We start from the raw sequence: 16,780 nt of genomic DNA, 5'->3' as shown, positions 1-16,780 counted from the left end.
CCCCTGGGGCGAGTCGGATCCGGGTCCTGCCGCCCGGGTGCCTCCGCGGACGGCCAGGCCCCACGGTATACCCCGCCGGTCCGGCCGCCCGGGCAGGGCCCCGGGCCGTGCGGGAGGTCAGGAGGTGCGCGGGGTCACCAGGCCGGACTCGTAGGCGAGGACCACGAGATGGGCCCGGTCGCGGGCCTGGAGTTTGGCCATGGCCCGGTTGATGTGGGTCTTCGCGGTGAGCGGACTGATCACCAGACGGTGCGCGATGTCGTCGTTGGACAGCCCCTGCGCGACCAGGGTGACGGCCTCGCGTTCGCGGCCGGTCAGCACCTCCAGCACGGCGCCGGTGCCGGTGGGCAGCGGCTGGGTGACGTACCGGTGGATGAGCTTGCGGGTGATCGAGGGGGCGAGCAGCGCGTCGCCGCGCGCGGCGACGCGCACCGCGTGCAGGAAGTCCTCCGGCACGATGTCCTTCACCAGGAACCCGGCCGCGCCGGCGCGCAGCGCGTGGAAGACGTACTCGTCCAGGCCGTAGTTGGTCAGGATGACGACGTGCACCCCGGCCAGCGCCGGGTCCGCGGCGATGCGCCGGGTGGTCTCGATGCCGTCGAGCACCGGCATCCGGATGTCGACGAGCGCGACGTCCGGCAGGTGCTCCTTGGCCAGTCCGAAGCCCTCTCTGCCGTCGGCGGCCTCGGCCACCACCTCGATGTCGTCCTCGAGATCGAGGAGCGCGCGGAATCCGCTGCGGATGAGCGGCTGGTCGTCGACGAGCAGCACGCGGATCACGACGCCCGCTCCAGGGGGAGTTCCGCCTGGACGGTGAAGCCCCCGTCGCCGCGCGGTCCGGCGTGCAGCCGGCCGCCGAGCGCGGTGACCCGCTCGCGCATACCCAGCAGCCCGACGCCGGGCGCCGGCGCGGCGGCCGGCGCGGCCTTGCCGTCGTCGTCGACGCGTATCGCCAGGGTGCCCGGCCGGCAGTCGATCCGGACCGACGCCGTGCCGCCGCCCGCGTGCCGGGCGATGTTGGTCAGCGACTCCTGGACGATCCGGTAGACGGTCCGGCCCACCGCGGCAGGCACGTCGCTCCGCCGTCCCTCGATCGTCAGCGTCGCCTCCAGGCCGGCCCTCCTCGCCCCCGCCACCAGTTCCGGGACGTCGTCGAGGCCATGCGCCGGGGCCGTGCCGTCGTCCCGCAGCGCCTCGAGGGTCGCGCGCAGTTCGCGGCTCGCCTCCCGGCCGGCCTCCTGGATCGCCAGCAGGGCCTCCGGCACCGGCCGGCCCCGCTTCCGGGCCACGTGGACGGCGACCTCGGCCTGCACCTTGACGACCGAGATCTGGTGGGTGAGCGAGTCGTGCAACTCGCGCGCGATGCGCAGCCGCTCCTCGTCCGCACGGTGCCGCGCGGTCTCCTCCCGGGTGCGCTCGGCCTCGTCCGCCCGTCGTTCGGCCTGCCGCAGCGCCTCGCCCGCGGCGCCGGCCGCGATCAGCCAGGCCAGTTCCAGGGCGCCCCGGGCCTGTGCGAACGCCTCTCCCGTGTCGTGCAGCCCGGAGGCCAGCGCGGCCGGCGGCAGCAGGGCCAGCACGACCACGCTCGCCGCCACCGTGACGGTGCGGTGTCCCGCCCGCACGGCCGCGTACACCGCGAACAGGTACCCGACCGCGGGTACGTCGAAGCCGGCCGCCTGGTATCCCACCGCGCACAGCCCGGCCACCACCAGGGTGGCGACCGGGGCCCGGCGGCGCGCGGCCAGCGCCAGCCCGCCGCCCGTCAGCAGGGCGTAGCCCAGCGGGTCGAGGGCCGTTCCGGGACTCTGCCCGGACACTCCGGTGACCAGCAGCGCCGCCGTCACACCGAGGGCGATGGCCCAGTCTCCGACCCGGGCCCGGACACCGGACTCACCTGCACTCATGCGCGGCACCCTAGCGGGCCGCCGCTTCCCGTGAGTCCCCCTCGCGGACGAGCGGCCGGCTACCGCGTCCGCGGTACCCCTCGCGCCGCCTGCGGCGCCCGCGGTAGCCGGGTGCGGCACCGGACCACTGCGAAGTGCCTGCGTCCGCCGGATGCCCCGGGGCCGGCCCGGCAGACATGCTCCTCCCAGATCCGATCGCAGGAACCGAAGGAGCACCTCGATGTCCGTCCGTCGCCTGATCACCGCCGTCGCGGCCGCCCTGCTCGCGAGTCTCGTCCTAGCCGAACCGGCGGCCGCGCACTCCCCGGTGCGGCCGCTCGCGGCAGGCTTCCGGGACTTCAGCCTCGGGCGGGCCGGGGCGGTGGCGGGCGCGCTGCTGGGGCTGGCCGGTCTGGTCGTCGCCGGGCTGGCGCTGGCCCGCCCCACCGGTCGGTTCGGTTCCGCCCGCGGACCACGCGGCGCCGCGGCGGCGATGGCGGCCGGGCTGACCGGCCTGGCCCTCGGCGGGCTGGTCGCGGCCACCGCCGACGGCGGCCTGGGCACCGGCAACGGGCTGGGCGGTGCCTACGTGGCGATGCTGGTGGGGCTGGTCGGCACCGCCCTCGGCGGGCTCGCGCTGGCCCGCTCCCGCCGTACCGGCTGACCGCGGCGGACCCGGTGGCGGCAACCGGCCCGGGCGGCGGCCCGGGCCGGACGCCGTCCCGCGGCCCGGGCCGGACGCCGCCGGTATCGGCCCACCGCGGAGCGGCGGACCGGGGACGGGCCGACGGCGGGCCGCCCGCACGCGCGGCCGGCCCGCGGCCGTCACCGGGGCAGCCGCGCGGAACGTCGGCTGCCGAGTGCGCACCGTGTCAGAACTGGTCCGGCCGCATGTCGAGGGTGGTCCGGTCGAGACTTTCCAGCAGGGCGAACTGGGGCTCGGTGCGGGGGAGTTCGTAGCGGAAGAAGTACCGTCCGGCCTGCCGCTTGCCCTCGTAGAAGTCACCGCTCCGCCCGTCCGCCGCGAGCAGCTGCTCCAGCCACATCCAGGCCACCACGGTGTGACCCACGGCCTCGAGGTAGATCGAGGCGTTGGCGAGGGCGGTCCGCGGGTCGCCGCAGGACCACAGCCGCTCCGTCACCTCCAGGACCCGGGCGAGCGCGGAGTCGAGCCGCCGGCCGAATTCGGCGAGTTCGCCCCGGGCGGCCGCGGCCCGGGCCGTTGTCGTGGAGATCGCCGCCGCGAGCAGGCGCAGCCCGGCACCGCCGTCCAGGACGACCTTGCGGCCGAGCAGATCGAGGCCGTGGATGCCGTGCGTGCCCTCGTGGATGGGGTTGAGGCGGTTGTCGCGGTAGAACTGCTCGACGTCGTACTCGCGGGTGTAGCCGTAGCCGCCGTGCACCTGGATGGCCAGGCTGTTGGCTTCCAGGCACCACTGGGCGGGCCAGCTCTTGGCGACCGGGGTGAGGACGTCGAGGAGGAGCCGGGCCCGGTCGCGTTCCTCGGCCGCCGGGGCCGTCCGCTGCTCGTCGAGCAGCCGGCCGCAGTAGAGGATCAGGGCCAGGGCACCCTCCACGTAGGACTTCTGGGCGAGCAGCATGCGTCGCACGTCCGCGTGCTCGATGATCGGCACCTGGGCGGTGGTGGCGTCCCCGGCGGCCACCGGCCGGCCCTGGGGGCGGCTGCGCGCGTAGTCCAGGGCGTGCAGGTAGCCGGTGTAGCCGAGGGCCGTGGCGCCGAGGCCGACTCCGATACGGGCCTCGTTCATCATGTGGAACATGTAGGACAATCCGCGGTGCGGCTCTCCGACCAGGTAGCCGACGGCCCCGGGGGCGCCGCCGGGACGGAAGCCGCCTTCACCGAAGTTGAGCAATGTGTTCGTCGTCCCCCGGTATCCCATCTTGTGGTTGAGGCCGGCCAGGACGACGTCGTTGCGCTCCCCGAGCGTCCCGTCGGCGCCCACCAGGTGCTTGGGCACGACGAACAGGGACAGGCCCTTCACACCGGGTGGTCCGCCGGGGATCCTGGCCAGGACCAGGTGGACGATGTTCTCGGCCAGTTCGTGGTCCCCGGCAGAGATCCACATCTTGTTGCCGAACAGGCGGTAGCTGCCGTCGCCGGCCGGTTCGGCACGGGTGCGCACATCGGCCAGCGAGGACCCGGCCTGCGGCTCCGACAGGCACATGGTGCCGGTGAAGCGGCCTTCCACCATCGGGCGCACATAGGTGTCGATCTGCTCGGCACTGCCGTGGGCCAGCAGCAGGTTGGCGTTGCCGACGGTGAGGAAGGGGTAGGCGGCCGTGCCCACGTTGGCCGCCTGGAACCAGGCGAAGCAGGCGTCGGCCACCACCCCGGGCAGCTGCATGCCGCCCACCTCGCCGTCCATGGCACCGCCGATCAGTCCGGCCTCGGCGAAAACCCGCAGCGCCTGGCCGACCTCGGGGATGATGTGCACCCGGGTGCCGTCGAAACGCGGCTCCTCGGCGTCGTTCTTCTTGTTGTGCGGCGCGAAGTGCCGGGTGGCGATCGTCTCGCTGAGATCCAGCACCGCGTCGAAGGTCTCCCGCGAGTGGTCGGCGAACCGCGGGCGGGCGGTGAGGGATTCCACGTCGAGCCACTCGTACAGCAGGAAGTCGAGATCGCGACGGGAGAGCAGAAGGGAGGCCATGGTTCTCTTCTCGGAGTGTCGGGGACGCGTTGCGGCCGGTGGCCCGGAGGGGAGTGGCGGCCGGTTCACACGGTGGTGCCGAGGCCACCGTCGACGGGCAGGACGGCCCCGGTGACATAGGCGCCGGCCCGGCTGGCCAGGTACACCGCGACACCGGCCATGTCGTCCGGCCGCCCGATCCGCCGCAGCGGCGCCGACTGCGCGATGGCCTCGCCGAAGGTGTCCAGGGTGGCCGCCATCATCTTCGATTCGAAGGGGCCCGGCGCGATGGCGTTCACCGTGATGCCCTGCGGCCCCAGCTCCTTGGCGAGCACCCGGGTCAGGTGGTGCAGGCCCGCCTTGCTGGCCGCGTACGAGTAGGCCGGCAGCGGGCTCACATGCAGGCCGTCGATCGATCCGACGTTGATGACGCGGGCCGGATCCTCCAGTGACCCGGCGGCGCGCAGCCGTGGCAGCAGGGCCTGGGTGAGCAGGAACGGGCCGCGCAGGTTGAGGTCCATGACCTTGTCCCAGCCGCCGAGCGGGAACTCGTCCAGCGGCGCTCCCCAGGTGGCACCGGCGTTGTTGACCAGGATGTGCAGCCGTTCCTCCCGGTCGCCGAACTCCGCGGCGAGCCGGTGGCACTCCTCCGCGCGGGAGAGGTCCGCGGGCAGCGCGAGGGCCTCGCCGGACCGGGAGAGTTCACGTACCGCTTCCTCGCAGGCCGCGGCCTTCCGGGAGCTGACGTACACTCTGGCCCCCGCCTCGACCAGGCCCCGGGCGATCATCAGGCCGATGCCGCGGGAGCCGCCGGTGACGAGGGCGGTCTTGCCGGCGACGGAGAACAGTGAGCTCACGGTGGACTCCCGGGGAGGGTCGGGCGGACGGCTGGACTCAGCATACTAAGCAGTTGCTTACGTATCATCCAGAGGGTGCCCGTGTGACCACCGGCTCAGTGCCTCCGGCGCCCCGCCCCCCGTCGACGGCTTCCCGCCCCGGGCAGGCGCGGCCGTGCGACCGGGCTCATGGGCGGGTGGAGGCGGCATGGGCGGCCGGACAACGTTGCCGTCGCCCGCAGCGGCAGGCATATGTCGCCGACGGCACGAAGACCGTCGCCGCCGCGGACGTGCCGGGGCGCCGACGGTCCTGGTGCCGCCGGGGACGCGCGGCGGCGCGTCATCGTCCTGGTCCGGAGGACCACCCGTCGGAGGGACCCGCCCGGGTACCGGCGGCGGCCGGTGCGCGGCCGCCGCCCGGCGCAGAGCGTCCGGCGGTGTGGCGCGGCGAGCGCCGCCGCGGCCGCGCGGGACTACTTGAACTCGAAGAGGAGAGCGGCGACGGCGGTCCCTCCGGTGTTCTCCGTGGCATGCTCCTCCGTGTCCCGCCACGTCACCTCACCGGTCCGCAACTCGACCTCGGCGCGCTCCCCGGAGGGCGAGCTGAACGTCACCCTGCCGTCGCTGAGGCTGTACATGAGGTAGTCCGGATGCCGGTGCATCGCCGCGTCGGTGCCCGGACTCATCCGCGCCTCCAGCAGGCGCACTCGGTCGTTCTCGAACAGCACCCGATAGACGTTCGGTGCCGCTTGCACCGGGTCCTGCGCCATCGCTGCCTCCCGGCTGATCGATGTCCCTGACGGGACCGGTTCGAAGGGGTGGCCACCAGGGCCGGCCGATACCTGATCGCAGCTATGACCAGGCTCGCCCCGCGGAGGGGCGCGCGCAAGCGAAGGAGCGGCCAGGGCGCCCAGGGCCGTCGCCGGACGCGGAAGGGGCGGTCGCGCCTCGCTCCGCCCGCCGCGCCCGGCCGGTGCGACGGCCGCGCACCCGGCCCGTGCGATGGCCGCGCACCCGGTGCGTTCCGCGAGTTGCGGACGAGGTTGAAGCCGCGACCGGCGGGCACACGCAGAGGCGTCGAGCCGGACCGCCCGGAGCCGCAGAAGGGATGACCAACGTGACACGACCCAGGATCCTGGTGGTGGGCGCGGGCTTCGCGGGGGTGGAGTGCGTACGGCGCCTGGAGCGCAGCCTCGTCCCCGGCGAGGCCGACCTCACCCTGGTGACACCGTTCTCCTATCAGCTCTATCTGCCGCTGCTGCCCCAGGTCGCCTCCGGAGTGCTGACCCCGCAGTCGATCGCACTGTCGCTGCGCCGCAGCCGCAGGTACCGCACCCGGATCATCCCGGGCGGCGCGATCGGCGTCGACCCGAAGGCCAAGGTGTGCGTCATCCGCATGGTCACGGACGAGATCGTGCACGAACGCTACGACCACATCGTGCTGGCCCCGGGCAGCGTCACCCGCACCTTCGACATCCCGGGCCTGACGGACCACGCGTTCGGGATGAAGACCCTCGCCGAAGCCGCCTACGTCCGCGACCACCTCATCTCCCAGCTCGACCTCGCCGACGCCAGCAACGACCCGGCCGAGCGGGCGGCGCGCCTGCAGTTCGTGGTCGTCGGCGGCGGCTACGCGGGCACCGAGACCGCCGCCTGCCTGCAACGCCTGACCTGCAACGCGGTCAGGCGCTACCCGCGCCTGGACCCCACGCTGATCCGCTGGCACCTCATCGACATCGCGCCGAAGCTGATGCCCGAACTGGGCGACAAGCTCGGCCGCAGCGCCCAGGAGATCCTGCGCCGGCGCGGCATCGAGATCTCACTCGGCGTCTCCATCGACAAGGCGGGCGAGACCGAGGTCACCTTCACCGACGGCCGGGTGGTGCCCACGCGCACCCTGATCTGGACGGCCGGAGTGGTGGCGAGTCCGCTCATGGCCACGCTCGGCGCGGAGACCGTCCGGGGTCGGCTGGTGGTCCGCCCCGAGCTGAACCTCCCCGGCCACGACGGGGTGTTCGCGCTCGGCGACTCGGCGGCCGTTCCCGACCTCGCCAAGGGCGGCGACGCGATCTGCCCGCCGACCGCGCAGCATGCGATGCGGCAGGGCAGGGTCGTCGCCGACAACGTCATCGCCGCCCTCCGCGGCCAGGCGATGCGGCCGTACCGCCACAAGGACCTCGGCCTCGTCGTCGACCTGGGCGGCAAGGACGCGGTGTCCAAGCCGCTCGGCGTGGAACTGAAGGGCCTGCCCGCGCAGGTCGTGGCACGCGGCTACCACTGGTCGGCACTGCGCACCGGCGTCGCCAAGGCCCGGGTGCTGACCAACTGGACACTGAACGCCCTCGCGGGCGACGACTTCGTGCGTACCGGCTTCCAGGCGCGCAAACCCGCGAAGCTCAAGGACTTCGAGTACACCGACGCGTATCTGACACCGGAACAGGTGCGAGCACGGGTGGAAGGGTCGGGCGCACCGGGGCGGTGAGGCGCCGCCGTCCACGTTCCCCGACCCCGGGCGGCCCGGCCCCGGGGCGCCCGGCCGTGCCCTACAGCGTGCGATGCATGATGTGCAGCCCGACCCACCCGTGCCGCGGGTGCTCGAACGCCTCGGGCACGGTCCCGAGAATCGTGAAGCCCAGCGAACTCCACAGCCCGACGGCCGGGTTGGTCTCGACGACGGCGTTGAACACCATGGCGCGGTAGCCGTCCGCCTTGGCCTCGCGCAGCACGTGTTCGGCGAGACGGCGCCCGATGCCGCGGCCGGCGTGCCCGGGATCGATCATGAAGGCGCCGTTCGCCGTCGTGGCGGCCGGCCCGCCGTAGTTGGGCCGCACGGAGGCGGACCCCACGATCTCACCCGCGTCCTCGGCGACGAACACCCGCTTCCCCGGGCCCGTCCACAGGGCCCGGGCGTCCGGCTCGGAGGTCTCTGGGTCCCACGCGTACGTCTCGCCGGCGGACACGATCTGGTGCCAGAAAGGCCAGACGCGTGCCCAGTCCTCGACTCTCGCATCCCTGATCAGCATGATCGCGAGTCTCTCACAGGGCTCCTCGTCCCCCGCGGGCGCATCACCGGCGGCCCGGTGGCGCACCCGGTCCCGGACCGCCCGGACCGCCCGGACCGCCCGGACCGCCCGGACCGCCCGGACCGCCCGGACCGCCCACGGGCCCACCGCACCGGGGCCGGTCGTCCGCCCGGTGGGTCCTCAGCGGAGGCCGCGGCACGCCTGTACTCCACCGAACACACTGTCGGCGGGAACCGGCCGCGGGGGGTGGGTGTCTGAGTGGTGGAGACACGTCCCGAGGAGCGAAGTTGCGCAGCATCGCGATCGGCGGATCCGAGTACGTCATCGAAGGAGAGATCGGCAGGGGAGGGATGGGGATCGTGCTGAAGGCCCGCGATCTCACTCTCGACCGGCAGGTGGCCGTCAAACTCCTGCAGGGTGCGGAGCAGGGTGGCATCAACGCCGAGCTGTTCCGCCGGGAGGGGCGCATGCTGGCGAAACTGCCGCCCGAGCGCGGGATAGTGCCGGTCCACGCGGCAGATGAGGTCTGGTGGGACGGCAGACTCAGACTGTGCCTCGTCATGGGCTTCATCGACGGTCGCTCCTTGGCCGACCTGGTGGACGACCCGGAGCCGCCGCCTGCCAGTGCACTGCTCGCCTGGTGCGCTCAAGTCTGCGAGGCACTGGCCGTCGCCCACGAACGGGGAGTGATCCACCGTGATGTGAAACCGTCCAATGTCATGATCTCTGATGGTCATGCATGGCTGATCGATTTCGGCATCGCCAGGACCGAAGGTGACCGGTCTTCTTCGACTGGCCACCTCATCGGCACCCCGCCCTACATGTCTCCTGAGCAGGCGTCAAACATGCCGCTCACCGGTTTGAGTGACCTGTACTCGGTCGGGGTGATGCTCTTCGAACTGCTCACCGGTGAGCTTCCCTTCCAGCATCAAGCGCCGCCCCGGGTACCGGACGGCTGGGCAAGCTACCTCGCAACCGTCTGTACCGCGCACCCGCCGTCCTTGACCGGAGGTCCATGGGGCCTGGGGGCAGTGCTGGACTCCCTGCTCAGGAGAGTCGGATCGGGGCGTCCACCGTTTCGCGACGGCACCTCGGCTGCCAAGGGCCTGGCAGCGGTCGCCGGCAGTTGCCGACGAGCCGAGACCGGCGAGAGCATGCCCCTTGCTCCGATCCGGATCGCCGACGATCTCGGATCCGAGCGGGTCCCCGCCAAGGGTTCCGTCGAGATCGGTGCCGAGTTCTCCTATGCTCCCGATCGTCTCGACTCCGACCCACCCGCATGGGCCTCGCCGACGCTGAGTCATGACACGTATCTCGACTGGCAACGAAAGCATCGGTTCCGAAACCGCCGGCCGACCGGCGGGTGAGCCGGCTAGGAGAATCTCGCTCGTGAAGGACAGGGAAGTCGAATCGGACTTCATCCAGGACGTATCCGCTCTTGACCACGAGACGGAGGACGGCTGGCGTCTGAGCTCGCACGACATCGCGCCGACCCCCCTGCTGCTGCAAGCGAGGACCGAACCGGGAGTACTCGAAAGCCGCGGACTGGTGACGGGGGCGTGCTATTCGATCGCCATCTGGCCCCGTGGCCCCCTGCCGCGTGCCGGAAGCGCGTACCGGAGCGATGAACCACGGCATCGGGCCATGGTGGAGAGTCGGGCTCTGCCGAACATCTGGTACGTGAAATATGACGAGGCGGGGATCTTCGGCACGCGGGCACAGTGGAAGTTTCTTGGCCGTTCGTGTCAGGACTCGGAGGACCCCGGCACATCCCGCCACAGGACATTCGAGAAGTTCCACACCCGCGCCGGCAAAGGCGGCGTCGCCGAGAAGTTCATCCTTCGCTATGTGCGGGGCGCTTCACTGGGCACTCGTATGGGGGGATCCATGGGAGGGTCCTGGGCATGGCCGCTCCTGCCCGAGCACCTCAGGCACCCGTAGCGTACGTACGGACGGGCCGGGTGAGGGATGCGGCGGCCGGAGAGCGGACCCGGCAGGCTGTTCCATGCGTGGTCGACAGTCCGCCCGCGGCGGTCCACCTGCCGTCACCCCGTAGAGACGTCAGCCCTGGGAGCGCCGGTAGTGGCGGCGGGCCCGTTCGCGGTTTCCGCAGTCACCGGAACTGCACCAACGGCGTGTGGCGTTGCGGCTGCGGTCGAGGAAGAACCAGCCGCACCCCGGCCCCTGGCAGCGCCGGACGCGCTCGACCAGCGGGCTGGAGAGCAGTTCGTCGGTCCGGAGCGCGAGGGCGTGGGTGAGGTCGGCGAACCGGTCGGTGCGGGCCTGCCAGCGGATCGGCAGGGACGGCGGCAGGTCGGCCTCCTGGCGTGCCGCGACCAGGTCCCGCCTCAGGTCCTGCCACGGTCCGGCAGGCGGCGGCGCGCCGTCCACCAGGGCGTCCAGGACCGCGCTCACGGTGGTCCGCAGCGCCGTCAGGGACCGGAGCTGGGAAAGGATCTCGGCCGCGTCCTGCCGTGCCGCGCGGTCGCGCAGCGCCTCGGCCCGTTCGGCGTCCAGCACCCCGGCGGCGTCCGCCCACCGGGTCCAGTCCGCGATCCCACCGACGCGGTCCACCCGGCGCGAGGGGTCGGTGCGCCAGGCGACGGTGTTGGTGAAGTCCAGTACGGGGTGCCCGCCGATGAGCGCCGCGCCGGCCCGCGGCGCGTGAGCCGGCCCGGTGCCGGCCGTGTCTCCTGACCTGTTCACCGTCGCATCCTAGCCGCGGAGTGGAACATCTAATGGGTGAAAGTCTTTTTGACTGTTAGTCTGCCCTCATGGTTTCCGTGCTCTCGCTCGGCCCGGAAGCGTCGCCGTTCGAACGCTTCCGCGCCGGCCTCCGTATCGGTTCCGGGCTCGCGGCCGCGTCCTTCCTGCTCGCCGTGAGCTTCGGCGCGATCACCCACGCCCAGGGCTGGGCCGTCGCGGGCTCCGTCCTGTGCTCCATGGCGGTGTTCTCCGGCTCGGCGTAGTTCGCCCTGGTGTCCACGATGGGCGCGGGCGGTGGGGTCTTCGCCGCCGTCACCGCTGCGGCGCTGGTCAACATGCGCTTCCTGCCCATGGGTGTGGCCGTGGCCGGGGACCTGCGGGGCGGGCGGGCGCGCCGCGCGCTCCAGGCGCAGGCGGTGGTCGACGGGTCGTGGGTCGCGGCGCACCGGGGCGGCGGCCGCTTCGACCGGCATGTCCTGTTCGGCGCCAGTGCGATCCAGTGGGTCCTGTGGGTCGCCGGGACGGCGCTCGGTGTCGTCCTGGCGCCCGACCCGAAGCTGCTCGGCGACCTCGGGCTGGACGTCGTGGCGCCGGCCATGTTCCTGTTGCTGCTGCTGGACTCCCTCGCCGCCGACCGCGGCAACCGGCCACCCGCCCTGCTGGGGGCGGCCATCGCCGCGGGCCTGTCGTTTCTGCTGCCACCCGGGCCGGCGTTGGTCGGCGCGGCCTGCGCCGCCCTGGTGGCGTTGGTCCGCCCGCTGCCCGGATCGGCGCACCGCGGCGGGGCGCACCGGGGCGCCTGCCGCGGCGGCACGGACACCACCACCTCGACCACGGAGTCCGCGTCATGACCCCATGGCCTGCGATAGCGGCCGTCGCCGCCCTGAGTTTCGCCATCAAGGCGGCCGGTCCGGTGGCGCTGGCTGGACGGGAGCTGTCCGGGCGGGCCCGTGCGGTGATCGGCCTCATGGCCCCCGCGCTGCTGGCCGGCTTCGTCGTGGTCGACGTGGCGGAGGCCAGGTGGAGCGCCGTGGACCACGCCGTCCTGGCCGGGCTCGCCTCGGTCCCGGTGCTGCGGCTCTGCCGGCTGCCCATGCCGGTCGTCCTCGTGGGCGCCGCGGCGGTGACGGCACTGGTCCGCCGCCTCGCCGGATGACCGGGCTCCGGCGCGACGGTGGTCCGCGCTGTCATCCCGCGCCGGTTGCCGGTTCGTCGTCCCAGGCCAGTGAGGACATCCGCCACCCTGCCGGAGTCCGGACGAACTGTGTGGTCTTGTGGCCGGAGCCCTCGAACCAGGCGCCGTGGTGGAAGCCGGACTTGCGGTACCCGCTGAACCGGTGGGCGATCGACCCGAAGACCTCGGTCCGCGCGGTGACCTCCCATTCGGAGAACTCCGTCAGCGTCCCGTCGGTGAGCATCCGCTGCCGGGGTGCTATGAACCCGTCGAGATCGTAGATCACCGGCTCCGCTCCGACGTTCGCGATGATCCTGCCCTGCGGAATGAAGAGATCGCGGATGACCCCGAGGTCGGGCTGTCTGCCGCCGGTGTTGGTGAAGGCGCCGACGAACGCGGCCATCAGCCGGTCGAGCTCGGCCTGGACGCCGGATCCCGGCCCCTCCCCGGCCGGCGGCCATTCCTCGGCGAGGACCGACCAGACCTCGCTGTCGTGCCGCACTCCCCGGTACGGGGAACGCCGCCGCAGCACGCCGTCGCGGGTCATGCCCAGCCGGCGCGCGACGGCGATGCTCCGGGCGTTGCCGGCCGCGGCCCACCACTCGACGCGGCTCATCCCGCGTTCCCGGAAGGCCCAGTCGATCAGCGCCCGGCAGGCCCGGGTGACCAACCCCCGTCCCTCGCCGGCCGGTTCCAGCCAGCAGCCGATCTCGCACACCCCGGACTCGCTGTCGAAGCGGGTGAACATGACGCCGCCGACCAGCGTGCCGTCGAGCCAGATCCCGTAGATCCGGCCGGCGTCCTCGGCCAGGCGGTCGGCATAGCGCTGGAGGGTGGCGGTGGCCGAGGCCAGGTCGGTGCTGAGCGTCGCCCAGGGGATCCACGGGTCGACGGTGTCCCGGGCGCGGTCGACATGGGTGAGGAACTCCCGCGCCTGCCACGGCTCCAGGGGACGGAGTCGGGCTTGGCCGCCGAGCGGCAGGGTGAACATGGGCGCCTCGCTCTCTGGGTGCATAACAAGCGTTCGGTACGTAAGCTAGCAGCATGCCGCCCGCACCCGGAGACCGTGAAGCCCGCCGCAAGGACGTGTCCGAGGCGGTGTGGCAGGTACTCGCCGACAAGGGGTTCGGCGGACTGACCCTGCGCGCCGTCGCCGCCGCGATGGGGGTCTCGACGGGGATGCTCATGCACTACTTCCCGACCAAACGGGCCCTGCTCACCCACGCCCTGGACCTGCTGGAGAAACGGACCGCGGAACGGCCCCGCCGCGCGCGTCCGGCCGCCGGCCTGCCCACCGTGCGCGCCATGCTCCTGGACATCCTGCCGCTGACCCCGGGCGACACCGCCCGCAACCGGATCTGGGTGAGCTCCTGGGACCTCTCCCTCGCCGACGACGAGCTGACCTCGGCACAGGCCGACCGGTACACGCGGCTGCGCGCGACGATCCGCCCGCACCTGGAAGCCGCACGCGACCTGGGTCAGCTCCCCGCGGACGCCGACCCGGAACACCTCGCGGCCGCTGCCGTCGCCTTCACCCACGGACTCGTCGTCCAGGCCCTCTTCGACCCCGGCCGGTTCCCCGAGGACGTACAGATCACCATGCTCGACGACTTCCTCACCTCGACCGCGCCGCCCCGGCCCGACGGCGGCGGCCACCGGCCGGCCCCCGGCACCGGCGTGCGGTCCCACTGACCGCGGCGGCCGTCCCGCCGGGAGACCGGCCGGCCACTACACTGGCCGCCATGTCCGTCCCTCGTGCCTAGAGGCCGCAGGAACCGCACCGCCGAGCCGGTGCGGTTCCCCGTCGTGCCTCCGCACACGCACCGATGCTCCGCATCGCCTTCCGAGGGACTCCTTTTCCATGCTTTCCCCCGCGCTTTCCCCCGCGCCGAAACCCAGCTATGCCGCGGTTCTGCGCGCCCCGGACGTGCCGCGCACGTTCGGAGCGGCACTGCTCGGCCGCATCTCGTACGGCATCGTCTTCCTCGCGCTGACCGTAGCCCTCACCCAGGCCCTGGACTCCTACGCCTGGGCCGGCGTGGCCATCGCGCTGTTCGGGCTGAGCACCTCCCTGCTCGCTCCCGTCCGCGCCGGTCTGATCGACCGGCACGGACCCCGACGGGTGCTGCGGCCCCTGGCCACCGTCCACGCGGCTCTGCTGGCCGCGCTGGCCGCCGCCACCTGGACGCCCGGCGCCGCCGCGTGGATCCTGCTGCCCCTCACCTGCCTGGCCGGCGCCGCCGCCCCGCCACTCGGCCCGGTCATGCGGGCGGTGTGGAGCGAACTCCTGCCCGACGCGGCGCTCAGACAGCGCGCCTTCTCCCTCGACACCGTCTGCGAAGAGCTGCTCTACGTCATCGGGCCGGTCCTCGCGGGTGTCGCGATCTCCCTCGGCAGGCCCGCCGCGGGGGTGGCCGCCAGTGCCGTACTCGTGCTGGCCGGGACGCTCCTGATGACCTCCTCTCCCGCCCTGCGCCGCCACCCGGGCACCCCGGGCGAGAGCACCTCGACGGGCACCGAGGACCTCCCGCGCGGTGGTGACGCGGCGCCGGCTCCCGGAGACCGGCCGCGGCGTCGGCGCCCCGGGCGACATCCCCTGTCGGGGCCGGTCCTGGTGACCGGCGGCATGGGACTCGCCCTGGGCGCGGCGGAGCTGCTGATCGTCGTCAGCGCGGAACGACACCATCAGGTCGCCGCCGTCTCCTGGCTCCAGGCATGCCTGTCCGCCGGCGGCGCCGCGGGCGGGCTGGCCTACGGAACCCGCGTCCTCAAGGGGCCCACCGGCCCGCGCCTGGCCCTCCTCGGACTGGCCCTCGCGCTGGCCCTGGCCGTCACCGGCCTCGCACCGGGCCTGCTCCTGCTGGCCGTCGGCATCGGCACCGTCGGGATCTGCGTGGCCCCGGCGCTGACCACCGCGTATCTGGCAGCCGATGAGGCGGCGGCTCCGCACAACCGCGTCCGGGCGGGCACCTGGGTGAACACCGCCTTCACCGTCGGCACCTCGGCCGGCACCGCCTCGGTGGGGCTGCTGGCCGGCCACCTGCCCCTGTCCGCATGCTTCGCCGCGGCGGCGCTGCCCCTCGCCGTCTCGGCTGCGGTGGCCCTGGGTCGCTCGCGGCACGCACCGAGGACGGAGCCGAGACCCGCCGCCGTCGAAGGGCGGAGCTGACATCCCGCTCCGGCCGGCCCGAGGCGACTGCCGAGAGGCGGGGACGTCCGGGCGCTCACGTGACAGCCACCGAGACCGCGAGGGCCCCTGCCCGGACGCGGCCCGCGAGCGGCGCGGCGGGTTCGCGCCGCGCGCGACCGGCACGCCCGCGGGAGGTACGCCAAGCGGGGCACTCGCGAGCTTCGGCGTTGCGAACCCTCCGGGGGCGTGCCGGCCGCTGTGGGGCTTCTGGGCGTCTTCACGTCCTTCACGCTCTCCCAGGCCGGAATGGTCCGGCACCGGAACCGTGAACTGCGCACCGAGCGCGATCCGGCCGTGCGCCGCCGTCACCGGACCGCTCGCGCCGTCAACGGGCTGGGCGCCTGTGTGACCGGGCTGGTGCTGGTGGTCGTCCTGGCGACCAAGCTCACCCAGGGCGCGTGGCTGGCCGTGCTCGCCGGGTGCGTCCTGTGGGTGATGACGCGCGGCATCCGGAGCCATTACGACGCGACCGCGGCGGAACTGGCGGTCACCGATCCGGAAGCCGAGCTCGCCCCGCCGCCCCGGGCCATCTCGATCGTGCTGGTGTCCCGGATCCACAAGCCCACCCTGCGCGCCGTGGCCTGCGCCCGCGCCTTCCGCCCCGACCGGCTGGAAGCGCTCACCGTCGCGGTCGAGGAAGAGGGCACCGCGGAGCTGGAGCGGCAGTGGCAGGCGTACGGCATCGACGTGCCGCTGACGGTCGTCGAGTCGCCGTACCGGGAGATCACCCGGCCGGTCGTGGACTACATCCGCCGTATCCGGCGGGAGAGCCCCCGGGACGTGGTGGGTGTGTTCATCCCCGAGTACGTCGTGGGCCACTGGTGGGAGCAACTGCTCCACAACCAGTCCGCCCTGTGGCTCAAGACCCGGCTGCTCTTCACACCGGGCGTCGTGGTGACGAGCGTGCCCTGGCGGCTGTCCTCCTCCGCCAGGGCCGACCGCCCGGCGGCCCGCGCGCCCGGTTCGGTACGCAAGGGGGAGCCGGGCCGGGGACGACGGGACACCGGGCAGGGCAGCCGGCCGGCGTGACGGCACGGCACCTTCCGGCCGGTCATGCCCTCGCGTACCGCCCCCGCGGCCCACCGGATGACGTGCCCGGGCACCGGTCCACCCGGCGTCGGCCGCGGCCGGGCGCCACGTCACACTGTTCCGGACAGGCTCGGCAGGCACGACAACAGGGGGACACCAAGTGGCCGCGCGCACAGCCGGCGTGACGCTCACCCGCACGCACCGAATACTCATCGGGGTGGTGGTCGCCGGTGCGGTGGTGATCGCCGCCATCGGCTTCGCGGGCTCCTACGCGGCGGTCCGCGACCTCGC

At 73.3% G+C, this 16,780-nt stretch carries 17 protein-coding genes and 1 pseudogene; 10 read left to right on the top strand and 8 right to left on the bottom strand.

All coding sequences use genetic code 11. The annotated features are described in order from the left end of the window. Positions 1–117: 117 nt before the first annotated feature. Together ACH4B3_RS32435 and ACH4B3_RS32430 are read right to left on the bottom strand one after the other, a co-directional pair. On the bottom strand, positions 118–780 hold the full coding sequence (locus tag ACH4B3_RS32435) for a response regulator (RefSeq protein WP_398469042.1): 663 nt from the start codon (positions 778–780) through the stop codon (positions 118–120). Then, complete coding sequence (locus ACH4B3_RS32430; RefSeq protein WP_398469040.1) at positions 777–1,904, bottom strand: sensor histidine kinase; 1,128 nt, start codon at positions 1,902–1,904, stop codon at positions 777–779. Before ACH4B3_RS32430 ends, ACH4B3_RS32435 begins: the two co-directional genes overlap by 4 nt. 220 nt (positions 1,905–2,124) lie before the next feature. Between ACH4B3_RS32430 and ACH4B3_RS32425 the strand changes: the two genes are divergently transcribed. After that, a complete protein-coding gene (locus tag ACH4B3_RS32425; protein ID WP_398469038.1) occupies positions 2,125–2,547 on the top strand; it encodes a DUF6223 family protein in 423 nt (140 codons plus the stop codon). A 208-nt stretch (positions 2,548–2,755) separates the two neighbouring features. Here ACH4B3_RS32425 and ACH4B3_RS32420 read toward each other — a convergent pair whose 3' ends face one another. The 3 genes from ACH4B3_RS32420 to ACH4B3_RS32410 all read right to left on the bottom strand — a co-directional run bounded on the left by ACH4B3_RS32420 (position 2,756) and on the right by ACH4B3_RS32410 (position 6,137). Continuing rightward, positions 2,756–4,552 carry an acyl-CoA dehydrogenase gene (locus ACH4B3_RS32420; protein ID WP_398469036.1) on the bottom strand — a complete coding sequence of 599 codons (1,797 nt, stop codon included), beginning with the start codon at positions 4,550–4,552 and terminating at the stop codon, positions 2,756–2,758. A gap of 65 nt (positions 4,553–4,617) precedes the next feature. Continuing rightward, positions 4,618–5,388: an SDR family oxidoreductase gene (locus ACH4B3_RS32415; protein WP_398469034.1), complete on the bottom strand. Its 771-nt coding sequence runs from the start codon at positions 5,386–5,388 to the stop codon at positions 4,618–4,620. A gap of 452 nt (positions 5,389–5,840) precedes the next feature. After that, entirely contained in the window at positions 5,841–6,137 is a 297-nt protein-coding gene (locus ACH4B3_RS32410) for a hypothetical protein (protein ID WP_398469032.1), read from the bottom strand. A 338-nt stretch (positions 6,138–6,475) separates the two neighbouring features. Between ACH4B3_RS32410 and ACH4B3_RS32405 the strand changes: the two genes are divergently transcribed. Continuing rightward, positions 6,476–7,849: an NAD(P)/FAD-dependent oxidoreductase gene (locus tag ACH4B3_RS32405; RefSeq protein WP_398469030.1), complete on the top strand. Its 1,374-nt coding sequence runs from the start codon at positions 6,476–6,478 to the stop codon at positions 7,847–7,849. Positions 7,850–7,910: 61 nt separating this feature from the next. On the opposite strand, the gene ACH4B3_RS32400 is transcribed toward ACH4B3_RS32405, so the two are convergent. Next, positions 7,911–8,390: a GNAT family N-acetyltransferase gene (locus tag ACH4B3_RS32400; RefSeq protein ID WP_398469028.1), complete on the bottom strand. Its 480-nt coding sequence runs from the start codon at positions 8,388–8,390 to the stop codon at positions 7,911–7,913. Between the two features lie 287 nt (positions 8,391–8,677). Here ACH4B3_RS32400 and ACH4B3_RS32395 point away from each other — a divergent pair, with 287 nt between their 5' ends. Continuing rightward, complete coding sequence (locus tag ACH4B3_RS32395; protein WP_398469026.1) at positions 8,678–9,757, top strand: serine/threonine-protein kinase; 1,080 nt, start codon at positions 8,678–8,680, stop codon at positions 9,755–9,757. A gap of 22 nt (positions 9,758–9,779) precedes the next feature. Beyond that, complete coding sequence (locus ACH4B3_RS32390) at positions 9,780–10,331, top strand: hypothetical protein (protein ID WP_398469024.1); 552 nt, start codon at positions 9,780–9,782, stop codon at positions 10,329–10,331. A 120-nt stretch (positions 10,332–10,451) separates the two neighbouring features. Here ACH4B3_RS32390 and ACH4B3_RS32385 read toward each other — a convergent pair whose 3' ends face one another. After that, complete coding sequence (locus ACH4B3_RS32385) at positions 10,452–11,096, bottom strand: CGNR zinc finger domain-containing protein (protein ID WP_398469023.1); 645 nt, start codon at positions 11,094–11,096, stop codon at positions 10,452–10,454. 68 nt (positions 11,097–11,164) lie between these two features. On the opposite strand from ACH4B3_RS32385, the gene ACH4B3_RS32380 reads away from it, so the two are divergent. The 3 genes from ACH4B3_RS32380 to ACH4B3_RS32370 are packed head-to-tail and all read left to right on the top strand — an operon-like array spanning position 11,165 to position 12,252. Then, positions 11,165–11,359, top strand: a complete 195-nt coding sequence (locus ACH4B3_RS32380; RefSeq protein ID WP_398469021.1) for a hypothetical protein — start codon at positions 11,165–11,167, stop codon at positions 11,357–11,359. 9 nt (positions 11,360–11,368) lie between these two features. Then, positions 11,369–11,947 carry an AzlC family ABC transporter permease gene (locus ACH4B3_RS32375; RefSeq protein WP_398469019.1) on the top strand — a complete coding sequence of 193 codons (579 nt, stop codon included), beginning with the start codon at positions 11,369–11,371 and terminating at the stop codon, positions 11,945–11,947. Then, the gene (locus ACH4B3_RS32370; RefSeq protein ID WP_398469017.1) at positions 11,944–12,252 is read left to right on the top strand and encodes a hypothetical protein; all 309 of its coding nucleotides are present in this window, start codon (positions 11,944–11,946) and stop codon (positions 12,250–12,252) included. The genes ACH4B3_RS32375 and ACH4B3_RS32370 overlap by 4 nt, the downstream gene beginning before the upstream one ends. Before the next feature lie 31 nt (positions 12,253–12,283). Here the strand turns inward: ACH4B3_RS32370 and ACH4B3_RS32365 are convergent, their stop codons facing one another. Next, positions 12,284–13,261 (bottom strand): GNAT family N-acetyltransferase, encoded by a 978-nt coding sequence (locus ACH4B3_RS32365; protein ID WP_398469106.1) that lies wholly within the window; start codon positions 13,259–13,261, stop codon positions 12,284–12,286. A 53-nt stretch (positions 13,262–13,314) separates the two neighbouring features. On the opposite strand from ACH4B3_RS32365, the gene ACH4B3_RS32360 reads away from it, so the two are divergent. The 3 genes and pseudogenes from ACH4B3_RS32360 to ACH4B3_RS32350 form a co-directional block, all read left to right on the top strand. Then, positions 13,315–13,962 carry a TetR/AcrR family transcriptional regulator gene (locus ACH4B3_RS32360; RefSeq protein ID WP_398469015.1) on the top strand — a complete coding sequence of 216 codons (648 nt, stop codon included), beginning with the start codon at positions 13,315–13,317 and terminating at the stop codon, positions 13,960–13,962. Between the two features lie 169 nt (positions 13,963–14,131). Then, positions 14,132–15,439 (top strand): MFS transporter, encoded by a 1,308-nt coding sequence (locus ACH4B3_RS32355; RefSeq protein WP_398469013.1) that lies wholly within the window; start codon positions 14,132–14,134, stop codon positions 15,437–15,439. 225 nt (positions 15,440–15,664) lie between these two features. Beyond that, positions 15,665–16,489: pseudogene (locus ACH4B3_RS32350) on the top strand (DNA-binding protein); the annotation flags it as partial. Positions 16,490–16,780: the final 291 nt, after the last annotated feature.

Source organism: Streptomyces sp. NPDC018031 (assembly GCF_044327625.1).
Lineage (GTDB): Bacteria > Actinomycetota > Actinomycetes > Streptomycetales > Streptomycetaceae > Streptomyces.
This window is presented reverse-complemented; position numbering and strand designations above follow the sequence as displayed.

Coding starts and splice junctions, on each gene's coding strand:
- ACH4B3_RS32430 (WP_398469040.1), bottom strand. CDS start 1,904: ATGAGTGCAGGTGAGTCCGGTGTCCGGGCCCGGGTCGGAGACTGGGCC.
- ACH4B3_RS32425 (WP_398469038.1), top strand. CDS start 2,125: ATGTCCGTCCGTCGCCTGATCACCGCCGTCGCGGCCGCCCTGCTCGCG.
- ACH4B3_RS32420 (WP_398469036.1), bottom strand. CDS start 4,552: ATGGCCTCCCTTCTGCTCTCCCGTCGCGATCTCGACTTCCTGCTGTAC.
- ACH4B3_RS32410 (WP_398469032.1), bottom strand. CDS start 6,137: ATGGCGCAGGACCCGGTGCAAGCGGCACCGAACGTCTATCGGGTGCTG.
- ACH4B3_RS32405 (WP_398469030.1), top strand. CDS start 6,476: ATGACCAACGTGACACGACCCAGGATCCTGGTGGTGGGCGCGGGCTTC.
- ACH4B3_RS32400 (WP_398469028.1), bottom strand. CDS start 8,390: ATGCTGATCAGGGATGCGAGAGTCGAGGACTGGGCACGCGTCTGGCCT.
- ACH4B3_RS32380 (WP_398469021.1), top strand. CDS start 11,165: ATGGTTTCCGTGCTCTCGCTCGGCCCGGAAGCGTCGCCGTTCGAACGC.
- ACH4B3_RS32370 (WP_398469017.1), top strand. CDS start 11,944: ATGACCCCATGGCCTGCGATAGCGGCCGTCGCCGCCCTGAGTTTCGCC.
- ACH4B3_RS32365 (WP_398469106.1), bottom strand. CDS start 13,261: ATGTTCACCCTGCCGCTCGGCGGCCAAGCCCGACTCCGTCCCCTGGAG.
- ACH4B3_RS32360 (WP_398469015.1), top strand. CDS start 13,315: ATGCCGCCCGCACCCGGAGACCGTGAAGCCCGCCGCAAGGACGTGTCC.
- ACH4B3_RS32355 (WP_398469013.1), top strand. CDS start 14,132: ATGCTTTCCCCCGCGCTTTCCCCCGCGCCGAAACCCAGCTATGCCGCG.